This window comes from Thalassobaculum sp. (assembly GCF_965223715.1).
In the GTDB taxonomy this organism is placed as follows: domain Bacteria; phylum Pseudomonadota; class Alphaproteobacteria; order Thalassobaculales; family Thalassobaculaceae; genus Thalassobaculum.
On sequence record NZ_OZ245012.1, the window covers coordinates 2,239,224 to 2,255,740 of the forward strand.

General features: G+C 68.1%; 14 protein-coding genes and 1 tRNA gene. 7 read left to right on the forward strand and 8 right to left on the reverse strand.

Annotated features, from left to right (window positions below):
- Window positions 1-38 precede the first annotated feature (38 nt).
- The 5 genes from ACOQOP_RS10355 to glmU form a co-directional block, all read right to left on the reverse strand.
- Entirely contained in the window at window positions 39-1,517 is a 1,479-nt protein-coding gene (locus ACOQOP_RS10355; RefSeq protein ID WP_420566257.1) for an NAD-dependent succinate-semialdehyde dehydrogenase, read from the reverse strand.
- A 163-nt stretch (window positions 1,518-1,680) separates the two neighbouring features.
- Complete coding sequence (locus ACOQOP_RS10360; RefSeq protein WP_420566258.1) at window positions 1,681-2,013, reverse strand: hypothetical protein; 333 nt, start codon at window positions 2,011-2,013, stop codon at window positions 1,681-1,683.
- A gap of 60 nt (window positions 2,014-2,073) precedes the next feature.
- Window positions 2,074-2,931 (reverse strand): alpha/beta hydrolase, encoded by an 858-nt coding sequence (locus tag ACOQOP_RS10365; protein WP_420566259.1) that lies wholly within the window; start codon window positions 2,929-2,931, stop codon window positions 2,074-2,076.
- Window positions 2,928-4,751: a glutamine--fructose-6-phosphate transaminase (isomerizing) gene (gene glmS, locus ACOQOP_RS10370; protein ID WP_420566260.1), complete on the reverse strand. Its 1,824-nt coding sequence runs from the start codon at window positions 4,749-4,751 to the stop codon at window positions 2,928-2,930. Before glmS ends, ACOQOP_RS10365 begins: the two co-directional genes overlap by 4 nt.
- Before the next feature lie 3 nt (window positions 4,752-4,754).
- Window positions 4,755-6,116, reverse strand: coding sequence for a bifunctional UDP-N-acetylglucosamine diphosphorylase/glucosamine-1-phosphate N-acetyltransferase GlmU (gene glmU, locus ACOQOP_RS10375; protein ID WP_420566261.1), 1,362 nt, complete (start codon window positions 6,114-6,116; stop codon window positions 4,755-4,757).
- Window positions 6,117-6,276: 160 nt separating this feature from the next.
- Here glmU and gph point away from each other — a divergent pair, with 160 nt between their 5' ends.
- Window positions 6,277-6,951 carry a phosphoglycolate phosphatase gene (gph, locus tag ACOQOP_RS10380; protein ID WP_420566262.1) on the forward strand — a complete coding sequence of 225 codons (675 nt, stop codon included), beginning with the start codon at window positions 6,277-6,279 and terminating at the stop codon, window positions 6,949-6,951.
- An 89-nt stretch (window positions 6,952-7,040) separates the two neighbouring features.
- Window positions 7,041-7,115 (forward strand) — tRNA-Val (locus ACOQOP_RS10385).
- A gap of 33 nt (window positions 7,116-7,148) precedes the next feature.
- Here ACOQOP_RS10385 and ACOQOP_RS10390 read toward each other — a convergent pair.
- Both ACOQOP_RS10390 and ACOQOP_RS10395 read right to left on the reverse strand, forming a co-directional pair.
- Window positions 7,149-7,748 (reverse strand): glutathione S-transferase family protein, encoded by a 600-nt coding sequence (locus ACOQOP_RS10390; protein ID WP_420566263.1) that lies wholly within the window; start codon window positions 7,746-7,748, stop codon window positions 7,149-7,151.
- Between the two features lie 111 nt (window positions 7,749-7,859).
- A complete protein-coding gene (locus tag ACOQOP_RS10395) occupies window positions 7,860-7,985 on the reverse strand; it encodes a hypothetical protein (protein WP_420566264.1) in 126 nt (41 codons plus the stop codon).
- A 160-nt stretch (window positions 7,986-8,145) separates the two neighbouring features.
- On the opposite strand from ACOQOP_RS10395, the gene ACOQOP_RS10400 reads away from it, so the two are divergent.
- From ACOQOP_RS10400 to ACOQOP_RS10420, 5 genes are all read left to right on the forward strand, one after another.
- Window positions 8,146-8,724, forward strand: a complete 579-nt coding sequence (locus ACOQOP_RS10400) for a YdeI/OmpD-associated family protein (protein WP_420566265.1) — start codon at window positions 8,146-8,148, stop codon at window positions 8,722-8,724.
- A 110-nt stretch (window positions 8,725-8,834) separates the two neighbouring features.
- Window positions 8,835-9,824 carry a serine hydrolase domain-containing protein gene (locus tag ACOQOP_RS10405; RefSeq protein ID WP_420566266.1) on the forward strand — a complete coding sequence of 330 codons (990 nt, stop codon included), beginning with the start codon at window positions 8,835-8,837 and terminating at the stop codon, window positions 9,822-9,824.
- Window positions 9,825-9,967: 143 nt separating this feature from the next.
- A complete protein-coding gene (locus ACOQOP_RS10410; RefSeq protein WP_420566267.1) occupies window positions 9,968-12,523 on the forward strand; it encodes an ATP-binding protein in 2,556 nt (851 codons plus the stop codon).
- 170 nt (window positions 12,524-12,693) lie between these two features.
- The gene (locus ACOQOP_RS10415; protein ID WP_420566268.1) at window positions 12,694-13,674 is read left to right on the forward strand and encodes a TAXI family TRAP transporter solute-binding subunit; all 981 of its coding nucleotides are present in this window, start codon (window positions 12,694-12,696) and stop codon (window positions 13,672-13,674) included.
- Between the two features lie 132 nt (window positions 13,675-13,806).
- Window positions 13,807-16,065 carry a TRAP transporter permease gene (locus tag ACOQOP_RS10420; protein ID WP_420566269.1) on the forward strand — a complete coding sequence of 753 codons (2,259 nt, stop codon included), beginning with the start codon at window positions 13,807-13,809 and terminating at the stop codon, window positions 16,063-16,065.
- A gap of 87 nt (window positions 16,066-16,152) precedes the next feature.
- On the opposite strand, the gene ACOQOP_RS10425 is transcribed toward ACOQOP_RS10420, so the two are convergent.
- Window positions 16,153-16,380, reverse strand: a complete 228-nt coding sequence (locus tag ACOQOP_RS10425; protein ID WP_420566270.1) for a hypothetical protein — start codon at window positions 16,378-16,380, stop codon at window positions 16,153-16,155.
- Window positions 16,381-16,517 lie beyond the last annotated feature (137 nt).

Below are 16,517 nucleotides of genomic sequence, written 5' to 3' on the forward strand. Positions count from 1 at the left end.
CTGCCCGGCCCGCGGTTACCCCGGTCTGGCGGAGCGGCTTACGGCGCGCCGAGGCCGCCCATCAGGATGTACTTGATCTCGGTGAACTCCTCGGTGCCGTATTTGGAGCCCTCGCGGCCGAGACCGCTTTCCTTCATGCCGCCGAACGGCGCCACCTCGGTGGAGATGCCGCCCTCGTTGACCCCGACCATACCGTATTCCAGCGCCTCGGCAACGCGCCACACCCGGCCGAGATCGCGGGCGTAGAAGTAGCTGGCCAGACCGTATTCGGTGTCGTTGGCCTGCTGGATGACCTCTTCCTCGGTCTTGAAGCGGAACAGCGGCGCGACCGGACCGAAGGTCTCCTCACGGAAGATCTGCATGTCCGTGGTGGCGCCCGTCAGCACCGTCGGGGCGAAGAAGTTGGCGCCGAGGTCCTTGGCCCGCGAGCCGCCGGCCGCAACCTGGGCGCCGCGACCGATGGCGTCCATCACATGCTCCTCGACCTTGTCGACGGCGGAGCCCTCGATCAGCGGGCCGAGCACGACGCCGTCGTCGAAGCCGTTGCCCTGCTTCATCTTGGTCACGGCGGCGGCCAGTGCCTCGGAGAATTTGTCGTAGATGCCGTCCTGCACGAAGATCCGGTTGGCGCAGACGCAGGTCTGGCCGGTGTTACGGAACTTGGACAGGATCGTGCCTTCCACGGCCGCGTCGATATCGGCGTCGTCGAAGATGATCATCGGCGCGTTGCCGCCCAGTTCCAGGCTGACCTTCTTCACCGTGCCGGCGGCCATGGCCATGATCTGCTTGCCGATCGGGGTGGAGCCGGTGAAGCCGATCTTGCGCACGATCGGGTTGGTGGCGAGCTCGTTGCCGATGGCGGACGCGCTCTTGCCGACGACGATGTTGAACACGCCGGCAGGAATGCCCGCGCGCTCGGCGAGCACGGCGAGCGCCAGGGCGGAATATGGGGTCATCTTCGCCGGCTTGATCACCACCGGGCAGCCGACGGCCAGGGCCGGGGCGCATTTTCGGGTGATCATGGAGTTCGGGAAGTTCCACGGGGTGATCGCGCCGACCACGCCGACCGGCTGCTTGATCACGACGATGCGCTTGCCCGGGGCATGGTTCGGGATCACGTCGCCGTAGCTGCGCTTGGCCTCCTCGGAGAACCACTCCACGAAGGAGGCGCCGTAGGCGATCTCGCCCTTGGCCTCGGCCAGCGGCTTGCCCTGCTCGGCGGTCATGATCGCGCCGAGGTCATCCTGATGCGCCATCATCAGGTCGAACCACTTGCGCAGGATCTGGCCGCGCTCCTTGCCGGTCTTCTCGCGCCAGCCCTTCCAGGCGGCGTTGGCGGCCTCGATGGCCCGCCGGGTCTCGGCCTCGCCCATGTCGGGGATCGTGCCGATCTTCTTGCCGGTCGCCGGGTCGTCAACGTCCACCGTGCCGCCGCCATCCGCGCCGACCCACTGGCCGTTGATGTAACCCTGCTGCTTGAAGAGATCCGGATCCTTCAGACGGCTCGCGAGATCCATATCGGTGTGCTCCCTCATGTGCCTTGGTGGCGTCGGCCTGCGGCATGCGTCCGGTGACGCATGCCGTCATGGCGGATGATCATTGTCGCGTTGACCGTACTATAGGCAGCGTCGCCGCGATTTGAAGGGAGCGAAACATGCGGCAGCCGAAATCGGCCCCCGCTCAGTTCCGGCCCGTGACGCCCTCAACGACGCAGTCGCCCGTGGTGTAGATCGACCGCACGGCCGTGGTCGCGGCGAGGTGAATCGCCAGGTTGCCGGTGCAGTCGGAGAAGGCGATCCAAGCGCTGTACGACAGGGAGCCCGGGGCCTCGCCGCCATCGTCGTCGGCCGCCACGAAAACCTGACGGATTCGGGTGCGGTCGACGCCCAATTCGTCGATCACCGCCTGGACCTTGGCCCGGACCTCGTCGATCCGCCGGGCCTCCGCGGGTGCGGCAAGGCCCGCCGTAAGCATCAGTACCGCCACCGAAAAGCCACCCAAACGCTTGAGCATCTCTGTCTCCGTCGCTGACACGCTCGGCAAGAGATGGGCGGCTGGGATCGTCGGATTAAGTCACGAAACCGGGAGATCGTCGTGCCCGGGCCGCACGAAATCCGCCACCGCCTGGACAACCGGTCGGGCCAGCAGCATGCGGGCATGGCCGAAACGCTCGGTCAGCAGAAGCGTCGCGTCCGGCCGCAGCGCCGCCAGGGCCTCCGCGTCGCTCGCCGGCACCTCGTCGTCGCCTTTGTCGTGCAGCAGCAGAAGCCGCGGCGGCAGGCTGTCCGCGACCGTCAGCAGGTCGAACCGCGTCCCGTCGAAGCCGCGGCGGGTCAGCTCCCCCATCAGATCGGCGCTGCGCGCCTGCGGCTCGCCCGCCATCTCCAGCCACCGCCGCGTGGCCGAGGCCAGATGGACCGGCGTCGAGATCAGGGCGAGAGCGGGAACCGCGAGCGGCGGGCCGGCGATCACCTCGGGAACGCAGGCGAGCCCGGCCGCCAGCCCGCCGAAGGAATAGCCGACCACCGCCGTCACCGGCTTTCCCGCGTCCGCGAGCTCGGCGCAGAGCAGACGCAGCCCGGTGGCGATGCGCGGCAGGCTGGCGGTCGTCCCGCCGCTCTCGCCATGCCCCGGGGCGTCGAAGGCGGCACAGCGGATCCCGGCATTGGTCAGGGCGCGGATCACCGCGGCGAAATGGGTGGAGCGCGATCCCCAGCCATGGACCAGCGCCACGCAGGGCGCGTCCGGCGCCGGCTCGCTGGGCTCCCACAGATAGGTCCGGACCTCGTCGACGATGCCGTCCTGCACGCCGGAGATGACCAGCGAGCCGCGGGTGGCCTGATCGCCCAGCGCGGTATCCCCCGGCCGCGTCTCGGGCGTGCCGGGGGAGCACCAGCGCTGGAACAGAGCTTCGGCGTCGTCCGCCGTCACTCGACCGTCACGCTCTTGGCCAGGTTGCGGGGCTGGTCGGCGTCGGTGCCCTTGGCCACCGCGGCCAGATAGGCCAACAGCTGGACCGGGATCGAGTACAGGATCGGCGCCACCTCCGGCGGCACGTCCGGCAGCACGACCAGATAGTCGGCCGACTCGCCCAGTTCCTCCGCTCCCTCGGCATCGGTCAGCAGGATCACCCGGCCGCCGCGCGCCCGCACCTCGGCCATGTTGGAGGCGGTCTTGTCGAACCAGCCGTCGCTGGGGGCGACGATGACCACCGGCACATGCTCGTCGATCAGGGCGATCGGCCCGTGCTTCATCTCGCCGGCGGCATAGCCCTCGGCGTGGACATAGGTGATCTCCTTGAGCTTCAGCGCCCCTTCCAGGGCGATGGGGTAGGACAGCCCGCGCCCGAGATAGAGCACGTCCTTCGCGCGCGACAGGTCATGGGCGATGGGCTGATAGGTGCTGGTGTCCTTCAGCGCTTCGGCGACCCGGCTCGGCACGCCCTCAAGGGCCGTCACCAGGCGCAGCACCTCGCCCTCGTCGATATGGCCGCGCGCCTTGCCCAGCGCGATGGCAAGGCCGAGGAAGGCGGTGAGCTGGGCAGTGAAGGCCTTTGTCGAGGCCACGCCGAATTCCGGCCCCGCACGGGTCAGCAGCACGCCGTCGGATTCCCGGGCGATGGTGCTTTCCGGCACGTTGACCAGGGCCAGCACCTTCTGGCCCAGGCTCTTGCCGTGGCGCAGGGCCATCAGGGTGTCCAGGCTTTCGCCGGACTGGGACACGGCGATGACCACGCCGCCCTTCGGCAGCACCGCCTTGCGGTCGCGGAACTCCGAGGCGAGATCGACCTCGCAGGCCACGCCGCCGATGCTCTCCAGCCAGTAGCGGGCGGTCAGCCCGGAATAGAAGCTGGTGCCGGCGGCCAGGATGGTGATCTTCGACACCGACTTCGCGTCGTCCAGCGGATGCGGCAGGGTCGCAACGCCGGTGCCGGGATCGATCACCGTATGCAGGGTATGGGCGATGGCCTCCGGCTGGTCATAGATCTCCTTCTCCATGAAATGCCGGAAGTTGCCCTTGCCGATCATCGCGGCGGAGACGGTGGAGACCTGTTCCTGGCGCTCCACGGGGTTGCCGTCGCTGTCGAAGACCGACACGCCGGAGCGGCGCAGCACCGCCCAGTCGCCGTCGTCGAGATAGATGATGCGCCGGGTCAGCGGGGCGAGCGCCACCGCATCGGAGCCCACATAAGCCGCGTTGTCGCCGAGACCGATGGCCAGCGGCGAGGCTCGGCGGGCGGCGAGCAGCAGGTCCTCCTCGCCGGCGATCAGCACCACGAAGGCGAAGGCGCCGGTCAGTCGCGGCATGACCCGGGCCATGGCCTGCTGCGGGGTGGCGCCGTCGGCCAGCTCGCGCTCCAGCAGATGGGCGACCACCTCGGTGTCGGTGGCGCTCTCGAAGGTGGCGCCGGTGGCGGCCAGCTCGGCCTTCAGGGCGGCGTGGTTCTCGATGATGCCGTTATGGACGACGGCGACCCGGCCGGCCACATGCGGGTGGGCGTTGGCCAGGTTGGGCGGACCATGGGTCGCCCAGCGGGTGTGGCCGATACCGGAGACGCCTTTCAGCGGCTCGGCCTGCAGCACGTCCTGCAGGGCCGACAGCTTGCCCGGCGCCCGCCGTCGGGCGAGGCCGCCGTCCGAGACGGTGGCGAGACCGGCGGAATCGTAGCCCCGGTACTCCAGCCGCCGCAGCGCATCCATCATCAACGGTGCGGCCGGTTCCGACGACAGCACTCCAACGATCCCGCACATGGTTCAGCCTTTCGTCTTCTTTTTCGCAAGGTTGCGTTGGCGCAGGCGTTCGCCCCCGCCGGAAATGGTCTTGGTCTCGCCGCGCACCACCACCAGGTCGTCGCCGGCGACGTCCTTGGTCACGGTGGAGCCGGCACCGACGATCGCGCCGTCGCCGACCTTCACCGGGGCGACCAGCGCGGTGTTCGAGCCGATGAAGGCCCGCGCGCCGATATCGGTGTGGAACTTGTTATAGCCGTCGTAATTGCAGGTGATGGTCCCAGCCCCGATATTGGCGCCGCTGCCGACCCGGGCGTCGCCGATATAGCTGAGGTGGTTGGCCTTGGCCCCGGTCTCGATCTCCGCGTTCTTCACTTCCACGAAATTGCCGATATGGGCCTCCGCCCCGATCCGTGCGCCGGGGCGCAGGCGGGCATAGGGACCGACCAGGGCGCAAGGGCCCACATGGGCGCCTTCCAAATGGCTGAAGGCGCGGATCTCCGCCCCCTCCTCGACGACGACCTTGGGCCCGAAGACCACATGCGGGCCGACCGTCACGTCCGGAGCCAGCCGGGTGTCGTGGGTCAGGAACACGGTCTCCGGCGCGGTCATGGTCACCCCGCCGTCGAGAGCCGCCGCCCGCAGCCGGTCCTGCATCGCCGCCTCGGCCCGGGCGAGGCCGGCGCGGGAGTCCACCCCCTGGGTCTCCAGCGGGTCGCAGGTCACCACATGGCAGCGCCGGCCGTCCTGGTGGGCGATGCCGACCAGGTCCGTCAGGTAGAACTCGCCCTTGGCGTTGTCGTTCCCGATCCGCCGCAGCATGTCGAACAGGATCGCCGCATCGACCGCCATCACCCCGCCATTGCACAGGCCGATGGCCAGCACCTCCGGCGTGGCGTCGCGGGCCTCGATGATGCGCTCAAGGGCCCCGTCGGGCCCGAGCACCAGGCGACCGTAGAGCGCCGGATCCTCCGGCTCGAAGCCGAGGACGACCACGGCGGGGTCGTCGGCCGCATGCCGGGCCGTCACCAGATGGGACAGGGTCTGCGGCGTGATCATCGGCGTGTCGCCGAAGCAGACCAGAACCGTCCCGCCGCCGCGGCACCACTCCTCCAGGGCCTCGGCCGAGGCCAGAACCGCGTGCCCGGTGCCGAGCGGCGGATCCTGGACGGCGACCTCGGCCCGGCCGCTGACCGCCTCGCGCACCCGGTCATGGGCGGGGGCGGTTACGACGACCACCGGATCGGCGCCGCTGCCGGCAACCGCGTCCAGCACCCAGCCGATCATCGGCTTGCCCGCCACCGGATGCAGCACCTTCGGCAGGGAGGATTTCATGCGCGTCCCCATGCCTGCGGACAGGATCACGGCGGCGACTCGTTCGCTCATCGGCGACAGGCTCCTTCTCTTACTCGGCCCCGACCGCCTGGTCCGGCGTCGGGGTTAGGCCGGTTATACATGCCACCGGCCGGGGCGATTGACGAAGACACGATTTGCAACGGAGTGTAACAGTCTCAAGCTTTTTAGATTTATGTCATCCACGGTCCCCATGCCTCTCCCGACGAAAGCCGCCGCGGTCGTCTTCGATCTCGACGGCACCCTGATCGACAGCGCCGACGATCTGGGCGCGGCCGCCAACCGACTGCTCGCTGCCGAAGGGCGCCGCCCGCTATCCCCGCAGGAAGTGCGCCGCTTCATCGGCGACGGCAGCCGGGTCTTCGTGGAGCGGGCCTGGGCGGCCACCGGCACGCCGGCCGATACTCCGGCCGCCCTGGAGGCCCTGGTCGTCCGCTTCATCGCCGAGTACCAGAGCGACGTGGCCGGCCACACGGTTGCCTATCCGGGTGCCGTGGAGACCGTCGCAGCCCTGAAGGCGGCGGGGATCGCCGTGGCGGTGTGCACCAACAAGCCGCAACGCCCGGCCGAGCTGGTGCTGGAGGCGCTGGGCTTCGCCCCGTATCTGGACGCGGTGGCGGGCGGCGACCGTTTCGCCCATCGCAAGCCGGACCCCCGGCACCTGCTCGACACCCTGGCCCTGCTGGATGCTGCGCCGCGGGACGCGGTGATGGTCGGCGACAACGAGCACGACATGGCCGTCGCCCATGGGGCCGGCACCGGCGCGGTGCTGGTGAGCTACGGCTATGCCCGCCTGCCCCTGGCCGACATCAAGGCGGATGCCCGCATCGACCGCCTTGCCGAATTGCCGGGTATTCTCGGATTGTGAGGGCGGGTGAACCGATTGGGCCGGACGGGGCGTTGAGTGATTGACAAGCCCGGCCGGTCCCCGTAGATACCGGCGTCCAGATACGGACCGGGCGCGTAGCTCAGCGGGAGAGCACTGCCTTCACACGGCAGGGGTCGCTGGTTCAATCCCAGCCGCGCCCACCATTCCCACCCGATATCCGACCGACGAACACCTGCTCACGCGTAGGGCTGCGTCGTCGTGACCGACTCCCGGCCTTCCTGCCGATCGCGCCAGGCGTGCAGCGTCGGCAGATCCGCGAGCCAGTCACGATCCGGGAAACGGAACCCGATATAGTCGACCGCCGTCAGCGCGGCGAAACCGGCGATGTCCGGCCGGTCGGCGAAGTCCCGCGGCGGGGTGGCGTCGAGCCGGCGCAGGCCCTCCCGCATGGTGCGGTGGCGCTTTGCCCCGACGATATCGGTGTCAAAGGAGGCGCTGGACTTGCGGCCGATGATGATCGCGGTCGCGGCCTCGATGGCGCCCAGGGCCGGTGCTGCAACCGTCAGGGTCCGCTCAAGGTCGTCCGCCGGCCAGACCGACGGTTCCGGAACGAGCGCGTCCAGGTAGCGCAGAATGAGAAATGCCTCGGCAATCGGCGTGCCGCCGTCGGTCACCAAAGTCGGAACCCGGGCCGCCGCATTGGCGCGCAGGAACGGCTCGGCATCGGCCCAGGGATCGACCACCTCGGTCTCGACCCGGCCGGCCAGCCCCTTCTCGGCGATCGCCAGACGGACCAGCCGCACGAAGGGCGAGGTGGTGTTGATGTACAGCTTCATGAGACCCTCCCAGCGCTCTTATCGGCCCCGACCTTGACTGTCGGGTTCTATCATCGGACCCACAGGTCCGGGCCGGGAGAGTGTCTCATGAGGGTTGAGGAGCCGCCATGCTCAGGCGGAGAAGATGGCGACGGCTCCCAGCGCCACGACGGCGATCGTCACGGAAACCGCAAGAACCACAAGAACCGGAGATCCCCAGCGGCCCTGGCGTGCTTCGGTAGGGGTAAGCTTGGTCATTGATCGCTCCTTTCCCGTCCGTTCGAACACAATGACACTGCCCTACACCTAAGTCGGCATGGCCATCTGTCGACCCCTCGTTGCCGCGCGGGCGATGGACAGGCCCCGGCCAGGCGCGCAAAAATGCTCGTAATTTCCAAGCCTTACGGAGACGGCCGCGATGACATCCAAAGCCGACACCTATTTCGAGACGGCCACGCGCTGGCATGACGAACAGAAGGCTCTGCGCGCCCTATTGCGCGACTGCCCGGTGACCGAGGAGTTCAAGTGGCGCGGCCCCTGCTACAGCGCGGCCGGCGGCAACATCGTCCTGATCGGCAACTTCAAGGACGCCTGCACGCTGAGCTTCCTGAAGGGGGTGCTCCTGAAGGATCCCGAGGGGATTCTGGAACCGCCGGGCCAGAACAGCCGCTCGGTGCGGATGGCGAAATTCACCTCGGTCGACCAGATCGACGCGCGGGCCTCCACCCTGAAGGCCTATGTGCGCGAAGCCGTAGACCTGGAGGCGGCCGGCCTCAAGGTGGAGTTCGCCAAGGACGACCTGGATCAGCCGGACGAGCTGACCGAGCGGCTGGCGCGGGACGAGGCGTTGAAGACGGCGTTCGAGGCCCTGACGCCGGGGCGCCGCCGGGGATACCTGCTGCATTTCTCCCAGGCCAAGCGGTCCACGACCCGCTGCGACCGGATCGAGAAATGGGCGCCGCATATCCTCGCCGGCAAGGGCATGCACGACCGCTAGCCCGCCGTCCCCCGACACCGGCGACCGTGGCAATCCCGGCCGCGCGGCACATATTGGGTCGCGGGACCAGCCGGTTCTCAGAACAGCCACCGACCGGGACGCATTTGGCCATGAGGCTCACCCGACGCCAGTTCACCGTGGGCAGCGCCGCCGCGCTCGCCACCCCTTTCATCGTCCCGGCCGCCGCGCAGACGCCAGGACGGGCGATCGGCGACGCCGCCCGCGCCTTCGATCGGCTGCATGCGGTCCTGGTCCAGCGCGGCGGCGACCTGGTCTTCGCCGAGGCCCTGCGTGGCCCCGGGCTCGACCGGACGGCGAACATCAAGTCCTGCTCGAAGAGCATCGTCGCCCTGCTGCTCGGCATCGCCATCGACCGGGGCGAGATCTCCGGCGTGAACGCCCGGCTGGCCGAGGTGGCGCCTCAGCTCCTGCCCAAGGACGCCGATCCGGACGTGGCGGAGATCACCCTCCAGGACCTGGTGACCATGCGCGCCGGGCTGGAGGCGACCTCGGGCCGGGAATACGGCGCCTGGGTCAATTCTCGCAACTGGGTGGCCTACGCCCTGCGTCGGCCGATGGTGGCCGAGCCGGGCGGGCGGATGATCTATTCGACCGGGTCGAGCCATGTGCTCGGCGCCGCCCTCACCGTGGCGGCCGGCGAGAGCCTACTGGCACAGGCGCGGGCCCGGCTGGGCGATCCCCTGGGCATCGAGATCCCGGCCTGGACCCGCGACCCGCAGGGCTACTACATGGGCGGAAACCAGATGGCGATGACCCCGCGGGGGATGCTGCGGGTGGCGATGCTGATGCGCGACGGCGGCCTGTTCGACGGCAGGCAGGTCGTCCCGCGCGACTGGGTGACGGCCTCGGCGGAGCCGCGCACCCAGTCGCCCTGGTCCGGTCTCGGCTACGGCTACGGCTGGTTCGTCTCCGACAGCGGCTACCTGATCGCGCGCGGCTATGGCGGGCAGGTGATCGCCGCCCATCCCGAACGCGAGTTGGCCGTGGCCATCACCTCGGACCCGGACCAGCCGGCCCGTTCCCAGGGATATTTCGGCGAGCTGATGCGGTTCCTCGAGGGCCCGATCCTGGAGGCTTAGGCCGCGCCCGACCGTGGACGACTGCGGACTGCCAAGAGAATAACGCAGCCGAGCGGATATGTCGGATGCATGATTAATTCTTGACGAAATTTTAATATTGGCCTTCCCACTATCCTACCGTTCTTGGGAGCGGGACAAAATCGATGTTCGACTGGCTGCCGCAGTTCATGAGTGGCCTTGGCCTCCTGGTCATGCTGTCCGTCTGCGTGGCCTATATCGAATCCCTGGCCGCCGCGGGTGCGCGCCGCTTCCTGCATAACGTCATCATCGGATCCCTGTTCGGCATCGTCATCGTCGTGGTGATGCTGAAGCCGATCGAGCTGCCGGTCGGTGCGACCTTCGACCCGCGCGCCGGGCCGGCGATCCTGGCCGCGGTGTTCAGCGGACCGGTCGGCGCGATCGTCGCCGCCGGCATCGGCGCGGCCGGCCGGTATTATCTGGTCGGCGGACCGGTCGCACTGGGCGGTGCTATCGGTTTCCTTCTCTACGGCGCCTTCGGCCTGCTGGTCATGACGGCTCTGCGGCGCTGGAAGCTGCCGCTTACTCCCCTCGTCCTCGCCGCCATCGGCGCGCTCGGCTCGATCGCCGTCGTCCCCGCCTTCTTCGTCAGCGTCGATCCGGCGACGGCGGTGCAGATCATCCGCAAGGCCGGTCTCATCCTGCTCGCGAACAACATCGCGGGAACCGTGATCGTCGGCCTCGCGCTGGAGGCATCGCGTAAATACGTCCAGTTGCGCGCGAACCTCGTCAAGCGGCAGCAGGAGGACGCGAAACTGTCCCTGGTCGCGCGGGAGACGACGAACTCGGTGATCATCACCGACGGAGATGGCTTCATCGAGTGGGTCAACGAGGGCTTCACCCGTACCAGCGGCTACACGCTGGAAGAGGCGCTGGGTATGAAGCCCGGAGAGCTGTTCCAAGGGCCGGACACCGACCCCGAGGCTGTCCGGCTCATGCACAACGCCCTCGCCCGCGGCGAAGGCTTCGATGTGGAGATCCTCAACTACCGCAAGGACGGCACGCCCTTCTGGGTGGAGATCAGTTGCCAGGCGATCCAGGAACCGGGACAGCCCAAGAAGTTCATCGCGATCGAAAACGACATCACGTTGCGCAAGCAAGCATCGGAGCGGGCCGAGCAGGCCGAGCGGATGCTGCTGATGGCGATCGACTCCATCGATGACGGCTTCGTCCTGTTCGACAAGGACGACCGGCTCGTCCTCGCAAACCGAAAGTACAAGGACTTCTTTCCCGGCGGCCATGAGATCATCCGGCCCGGGGTCGATTTCGAAACCATCCTGCGCGCCTCGGCCCAGGACAACAGCTATGCGCTGCCCGGCACGATTGGCCCCTCCAAGGCGGCCTCGGAAGACGAACGGTTCGAGGAGCTGATCCAGAGCCGGCTGGCCGCGCACCGGGCCGGTGGCGAGATGAACCAGAAGCTCAGCGACGGGCGCTGGCTCAAGCTGCGCGAGCGGCCCACGCCGGAAGGCGGCGTGGTCGGCCTGAGGATCGATATCACCGAGTTGATGGCCGCCCGGGAGGCCGCCGAGGCCGCCAACCTGGCCAAGTCCGAATTCCTGGCCGCCATGAGCCACGAGATCCGGACCCCGATGACCGGCATCATGGGCATGGCAGACCTGCTTCTCGATGAGGACCTGAAGCCGGACTGGGCCGCCAAGGTGACGCGGATCAAGGCGGCCTCGACCGGGCTCTTGCGGATCCTGAACGACATCCTCGACCTCTCCAAGCTGGAGGCCGGCAAGATGGTCGTGGAGGACATCCCGTTCGAGATCCGACCGCTGATCGACGATGTCATCAGCCTGACGCAGCAGATCGGCCAGAGCGCCAAGATCGACCGCATCGCCATTTCCGCCAAGATCGGGCGGGCGGTTCCCCGGACGGTGCGGGGCGACCCGGCGCGGCTGCGGCAGATTCTGATCAATCTGCTCGGCAATGCGGTCAAGTTCACCGAGCAGGGATCGGTCACCCTGCATTGCGACGTCGACCGCGAGGGCGGCGGCCTGTCGTTCAAGGTGGTCGATACCGGCATCGGCATAAAGGACGACGTCCTGCCCAACCTGTTCACCCCGTTCACCCAGGCCGACGCGTCCATTAGCAGGACCTATCAGGGGACTGGACTCGGCCTCGCCATCTGCCAGCGGCTGGTCAGCCTGATGAACGGCAGCATCGGCGTGGAAAGCCGGTTCGGCGAGGGCAGCACCTTCTCGTTCCGGCTGCCGTTCGAAGCGGTCGAGGAGAGCGGCGACGCGGCGGAGGGCGCCGCGCCCAGCCTCGGCGGCCCGTCCGGGCGGCTGAAGATCCTTGTGGCGGAGGATGTGGAGATCAACCGCATCATCGTGGAGGCCATGCTGGCCAAGAGCGGCCATAGCGCGGTGCTGGCGACCAACGGTGCCGAGGCGGTGCAGGCGGTCGAGGCCGAGGACTTCGACGTCATCCTCATGGATCTTCGGATGCCGGTGATGTCCGGCATCGACGCCACCCGACGCATCCGGGAGCTGCCGGGACGCAAGGCGCAGATCCCGGTCATCGCGCTCACCGCCGACGTGGTCGAGGAGACCCGGGATGCCTGCCGGGCGGCCGGGATCAACGGCTTCGTGCCGAAGCCCATCGAGGTTGATGCGCTGAACCAGGCGCTGCACGACGCCGTTGCCGAGCGCAGACCGGATCCGGTGGCCTGAAGGGCCGTCCCCGGCAGACGTTGTCTACCGCCATCGCCCAAATTTTTTTCATGCGCCGGCCTGCCATGCGGGCTTGTCTGTTGTGCCGCGCCCCCCTATCTCCATGTCGCCCGGAATTTGAACCCAAAAACAGGGCGACCCGACTTTAACGAAAACATGAAGGACCCCGGATGAAACGCTTCGCTCTGCTTGGCGCGATTGCCGCGCTCGCGCTCGCCCCCTCGATCGTGAACGCCCAGGACCGCAGCAACTGGCCGTCCAGCTTCACGGTCGCCACCGCCTCCCAGGGCGGCACCTATTTCGCCTACGGCGCCGGTTGGGCAAACCTGGTCGCCGATCAGCTCGGCATCTCGGGCGGTGCGGAAGTCACCGGCGGCCCGATGCAGAACATGGCGCTGGTCCATACCGGCGACGCCGCCTTCGGCATGACCACCATGGGCCCCGCCCGTGAGTCGATGGAAGGCAAGAACGCCATCGCCCCGGGCCTGCAGATGACCAATGCCTGCGCGATGTTCCCGATGTACGAGACCCCGTTCTCGATCACCACGCTGAAGTCCTCGGGCATCACCAAGGTCTCCGAGATCCCGGCCGGCGCCAAGATCGGCTTCGGTCCGGCCGGCTCCACCTCGGACACCTACTTCCCGCTGATGCTCGAAACCCTGGGCGTGTCCTTCGACCGTCGCAACGGCGGCTGGTCCGACCTGGGCGGCCAGCTCCAGGACAACCTGCTCGACGTGATCGCCTTCGCCGCCGGCGTGCCGGTCCCGGCCGTCAGCCAGCTCGAGGTGCAGACCGAGATCAACGTGATCGAGTTCACCGAGGAAGAGCAGAAGAAGATCATCGACGCCTTCCCGGTCTCGGCCTTCGAGATCAAGGAGAGCACCTACACCACGCTGACCAAGCCGGCGCGCTCGGTCTCCATGTGGAACTTCGCGATCGCCAACTGCGACCTGCCGGAATCCTTCGTCTATGAGGCGACCAAGGTGGTGATGTCGGACAACGCCCGCATGGTCGGCATCCACAAGGCGGCGACCGCGACGGTCCCGGCCAACTGGGACAAGAACACGTTCATGCCCTGGCATCCGGGTGCGGCGCGTTGGTTCAACGAGAACGGCGCCAGCATCCCGGCCTCGCTGATCCACGGCGGCTGACCGGCCGCTCCACAAACTGCCGCTGCGGCGGCACAGGCGGACCGCGTCCCCCGGGGCGCGGTCCGTTCCATAAGCGGCGCCACAGGCGCGAATGCCCGCCACAGACGCGGGGACTGCGGGGAAGATCCGACCATGAGCCATGAGACCGCGACCGGGCAGGCCGCCCGCGAGAGTGACGAGCCCGTGATTGCCGCGGGGGTGGACGACGAACCGGTAGAGGCCAACCGGCGTCTGTTCGACGGGCGCAGCGCGACGCTGATCGCCGTGCTCAGCGGCCTCTACGCGGCCTTCCACGTGCTGGCGCTGAACGGCACGTCGATCTCCGCGATGACCGGCGGCGTGGTGACCATTCCGTTCCTGCCGGATTTCCCGATGGAGACCTGGAACTTCCGCATCATCCACGTGGCGGGCGCACTGGCGATCGGCTTCCTGATCTTCTCCGCCACCCGGTTCCCGGAGAGCGAGAGCGACGAGACGCGCAGCCTGGGCTGGCTGTCGCTGGTCCTGATGATCCCGGCCCTGTTCTCCCTCGGCATGGCTCTGTCCTTCGCCGTGGAGATCGCCAACGGGGTCATGTGGAACGGCATCGACGCCCGCATCAAGTTCAACGAGACCTGGCTCTTCGGCGCGCCGCTGATCGCCGCCACCGCCGGCGCGATCGGGCTGTCCTGGTTCCACCGGCGCCGGCGCGACGGCTTCGCCGCCCCGGACGCGGTGCTGGCGGTCTGCGGCTTCGCGGTCGCGGCCTATCTGATCGTGATCTACGGCACCCTGATGCGGAACTCGACCGGCACGCCCTTCGCGCCGATCGGGATCTCGCTGGCCGCCGTCGCCGGCACGATGCTCATCCTGGAGCTGACCCGCCGGGTCGCCGGCATGGCGCTCGTGGTGATCGCCGTCGTGTTCCTGATCTACGTCTTCGCCGGCGCGCATCTGCCGGGCTTCCTGCAGTCGCCGGCGATCGACTGGACCCGCTTCTTCAGCCAGGTCTACACCGATGCCGGCATTCTCGGCCCGACCACGGCCGTGTCCTCGACCTACATCATCCTGTTCATCGTCTTCGCCGCCTTCCTGCAGGCCTCCAAGGTCGGCGACTATTTCGTCAACTTCGCCTTCGCGGTTGCCGGCCGCGCCCGCGGCGGGCCAGCCAAGGTCGCGATCTTCGCCTCGGGCCTGATGGGCATGATCAACGGCACCTCGGCCGGCAACGTGGTGGCCACGGGCTCGCTGACCATCCCGCTGATGAAGAAGGTCGGCTATCACCGCAAGACCGCCGGCGCCGTCGAGGCGGCGGCGTCCACCGGCGGCCAGATCATGCCGCCGATCATGGGTGCCGGCGCCTTCATCATGGCCGAGATCACCGGCATCCCCTATGCCGAGATCGCGCTCGCCGCGGTGATCCCCGCGATCCTGTACTTCGTGTCGATCTACTTCATGGTCGACTTCGAGGCGGCCAAGCTCGGCATGCGGGGGATGCGCGAGGACGAGCTGCCGCGCTTCTCCACCATGGTGCGGCGGGTCTACCTGTTCCTGCCGATCATCATCCTGATCGTCGCCCTGTTCCTGGGCTATTCGGTGATCCGGGCCGGTACGCTGGCGATCGTCTCGGCGGCCGTCGTGAGCTGGCTGACGCCGAGCCGCATGGGCCCGCGCGCGATCGCCAAGGCGTTCGAGCTGGCCGGCTTCATGTCGATCCAGATCATCGTGGTCTGCGCCTGCGCCGGCATCATCGTCGGCGTGATCTCGCTGACCGGCGTGGGGGCGCGGTTCTCCAATCTGCTGCTCGACCTGGCGGACACCTCCCAGCTCCTGGCCCTGTTCTTCGCGATGTGCATCTCCATCCTGCTGGGCATGGGCATGCCGACCACGGCGGCGTATGCGGTGGCCGCCTCGGTCGTCGCGCCGGGCCTCGTGGAGCTTGGGATCAACCAGCTCACGGCGCATTTCTTCGTGTTCTACTTCGCCGTGGTCTCCGCCATCACCCCGCCGGTGGCGCTGGCCTCCTATGCCGCCGCCGGCATCTCCGGCGCCAACGCGATGGAGACCTCGGTGGCGTCCTTCAAGCTGGGCATCGCCGCCTTCATCGTGCCGTTCATGTTCTTCTACAACGGCGCGCTGCTGATGGACGGCGGCACGGTGGAGATCATCCGCGCCCTGATCACCGCGGTGGTCGGCGTGTTCCTGCTGTCGGCAAGCGTCCAGGGCTGGTTCCTGGGCGGCCGGTCCGTCTGGTATCTGCGCCTGGCGCTGCTGGCCGCCGCCCTGTTCATGATCGAAGGCGGGCTGGTGACCGACGCGATCGGCGTGGCGATCGCCGCGGCGGCCTATGCGATCCAGCGCTTCCTGCAGCCGCGCCCGGACGCGATGGTCGAGGTCCGCGGCCCGGACTGAGCGCCGGCGCGGGTACCGCCTTCCACCAGGCCGGTCGGTCTAGTCTCGGGAAAAGGCAACGGGGAGGCACAGCCTCCCCCGAAGCGCTCAGATGGCGCGGAAATCGGTCGACCGGACGCGGTCCGTCAGGTCGATCTCTTCTTCGTGCACGACCTCGCTCATCAGCATGCCCCGGCGGATGAGTTCCCGGATCGCGGCCGCAAGACTGGGCATTCGATGCCGGTAGCGCCAGTCATCGATCGAATCCAATTCGTCCCTGTCCAGCATGATCTGCAGACGAACATTCCGGAGGCCGGATTGGTCCGAGGCAGGCATCTTCGTGCATCTCCGAAAACAGGCCTGTACCGGCAATGCGTCAGGCAGGATTATCAACGCTACAGAGACGGCCGTTAGTCAATAGCCACAACACAGTAAGGCCCATGGCGCGGCGGATTTTCGCTACCGCCAGCTGT

Excerpts from the sequence above, each read along its gene's own strand:
- ACOQOP_RS10355 (WP_420566257.1), bottom strand. The coding sequence starts at position 1,517 with ATGGATCTCGCGAGCCGTCTGAAGGATCCGGATCTCTTCAAGCAGCAG.
- ACOQOP_RS10360 (WP_420566258.1), bottom strand. The coding sequence starts at position 2,013 with ATGCTCAAGCGTTTGGGTGGCTTTTCGGTGGCGGTACTGATGCTTACG.
- glmS (WP_420566260.1), bottom strand. The coding sequence starts at position 4,751 with ATGTGCGGGATCGTTGGAGTGCTGTCGTCGGAACCGGCCGCACCGTTG.
- glmU (WP_420566261.1), bottom strand. The coding sequence starts at position 6,116 with ATGAGCGAACGAGTCGCCGCCGTGATCCTGTCCGCAGGCATGGGGACG.
- gph (WP_420566262.1), top strand. The coding sequence starts at position 6,277 with ATGCCTCTCCCGACGAAAGCCGCCGCGGTCGTCTTCGATCTCGACGGC.
- ACOQOP_RS10390 (WP_420566263.1), bottom strand. The coding sequence starts at position 7,748 with ATGAAGCTGTACATCAACACCACCTCGCCCTTCGTGCGGCTGGTCCGT.
- ACOQOP_RS10395 (WP_420566264.1), bottom strand. The coding sequence starts at position 7,985 with ATGACCAAGCTTACCCCTACCGAAGCACGCCAGGGCCGCTGGGGATCT.
- ACOQOP_RS10400 (WP_420566265.1), top strand. The coding sequence starts at position 8,146 with ATGACATCCAAAGCCGACACCTATTTCGAGACGGCCACGCGCTGGCAT.
- ACOQOP_RS10405 (WP_420566266.1), top strand. The coding sequence starts at position 8,835 with ATGAGGCTCACCCGACGCCAGTTCACCGTGGGCAGCGCCGCCGCGCTC.
- ACOQOP_RS10410 (WP_420566267.1), top strand. The coding sequence starts at position 9,968 with ATGTTCGACTGGCTGCCGCAGTTCATGAGTGGCCTTGGCCTCCTGGTC.
- ACOQOP_RS10415 (WP_420566268.1), top strand. The coding sequence starts at position 12,694 with ATGAAACGCTTCGCTCTGCTTGGCGCGATTGCCGCGCTCGCGCTCGCC.
- ACOQOP_RS10420 (WP_420566269.1), top strand. The coding sequence starts at position 13,807 with ATGAGCCATGAGACCGCGACCGGGCAGGCCGCCCGCGAGAGTGACGAG.
- ACOQOP_RS10425 (WP_420566270.1), bottom strand. The coding sequence starts at position 16,380 with ATGCCTGCCTCGGACCAATCCGGCCTCCGGAATGTTCGTCTGCAGATC.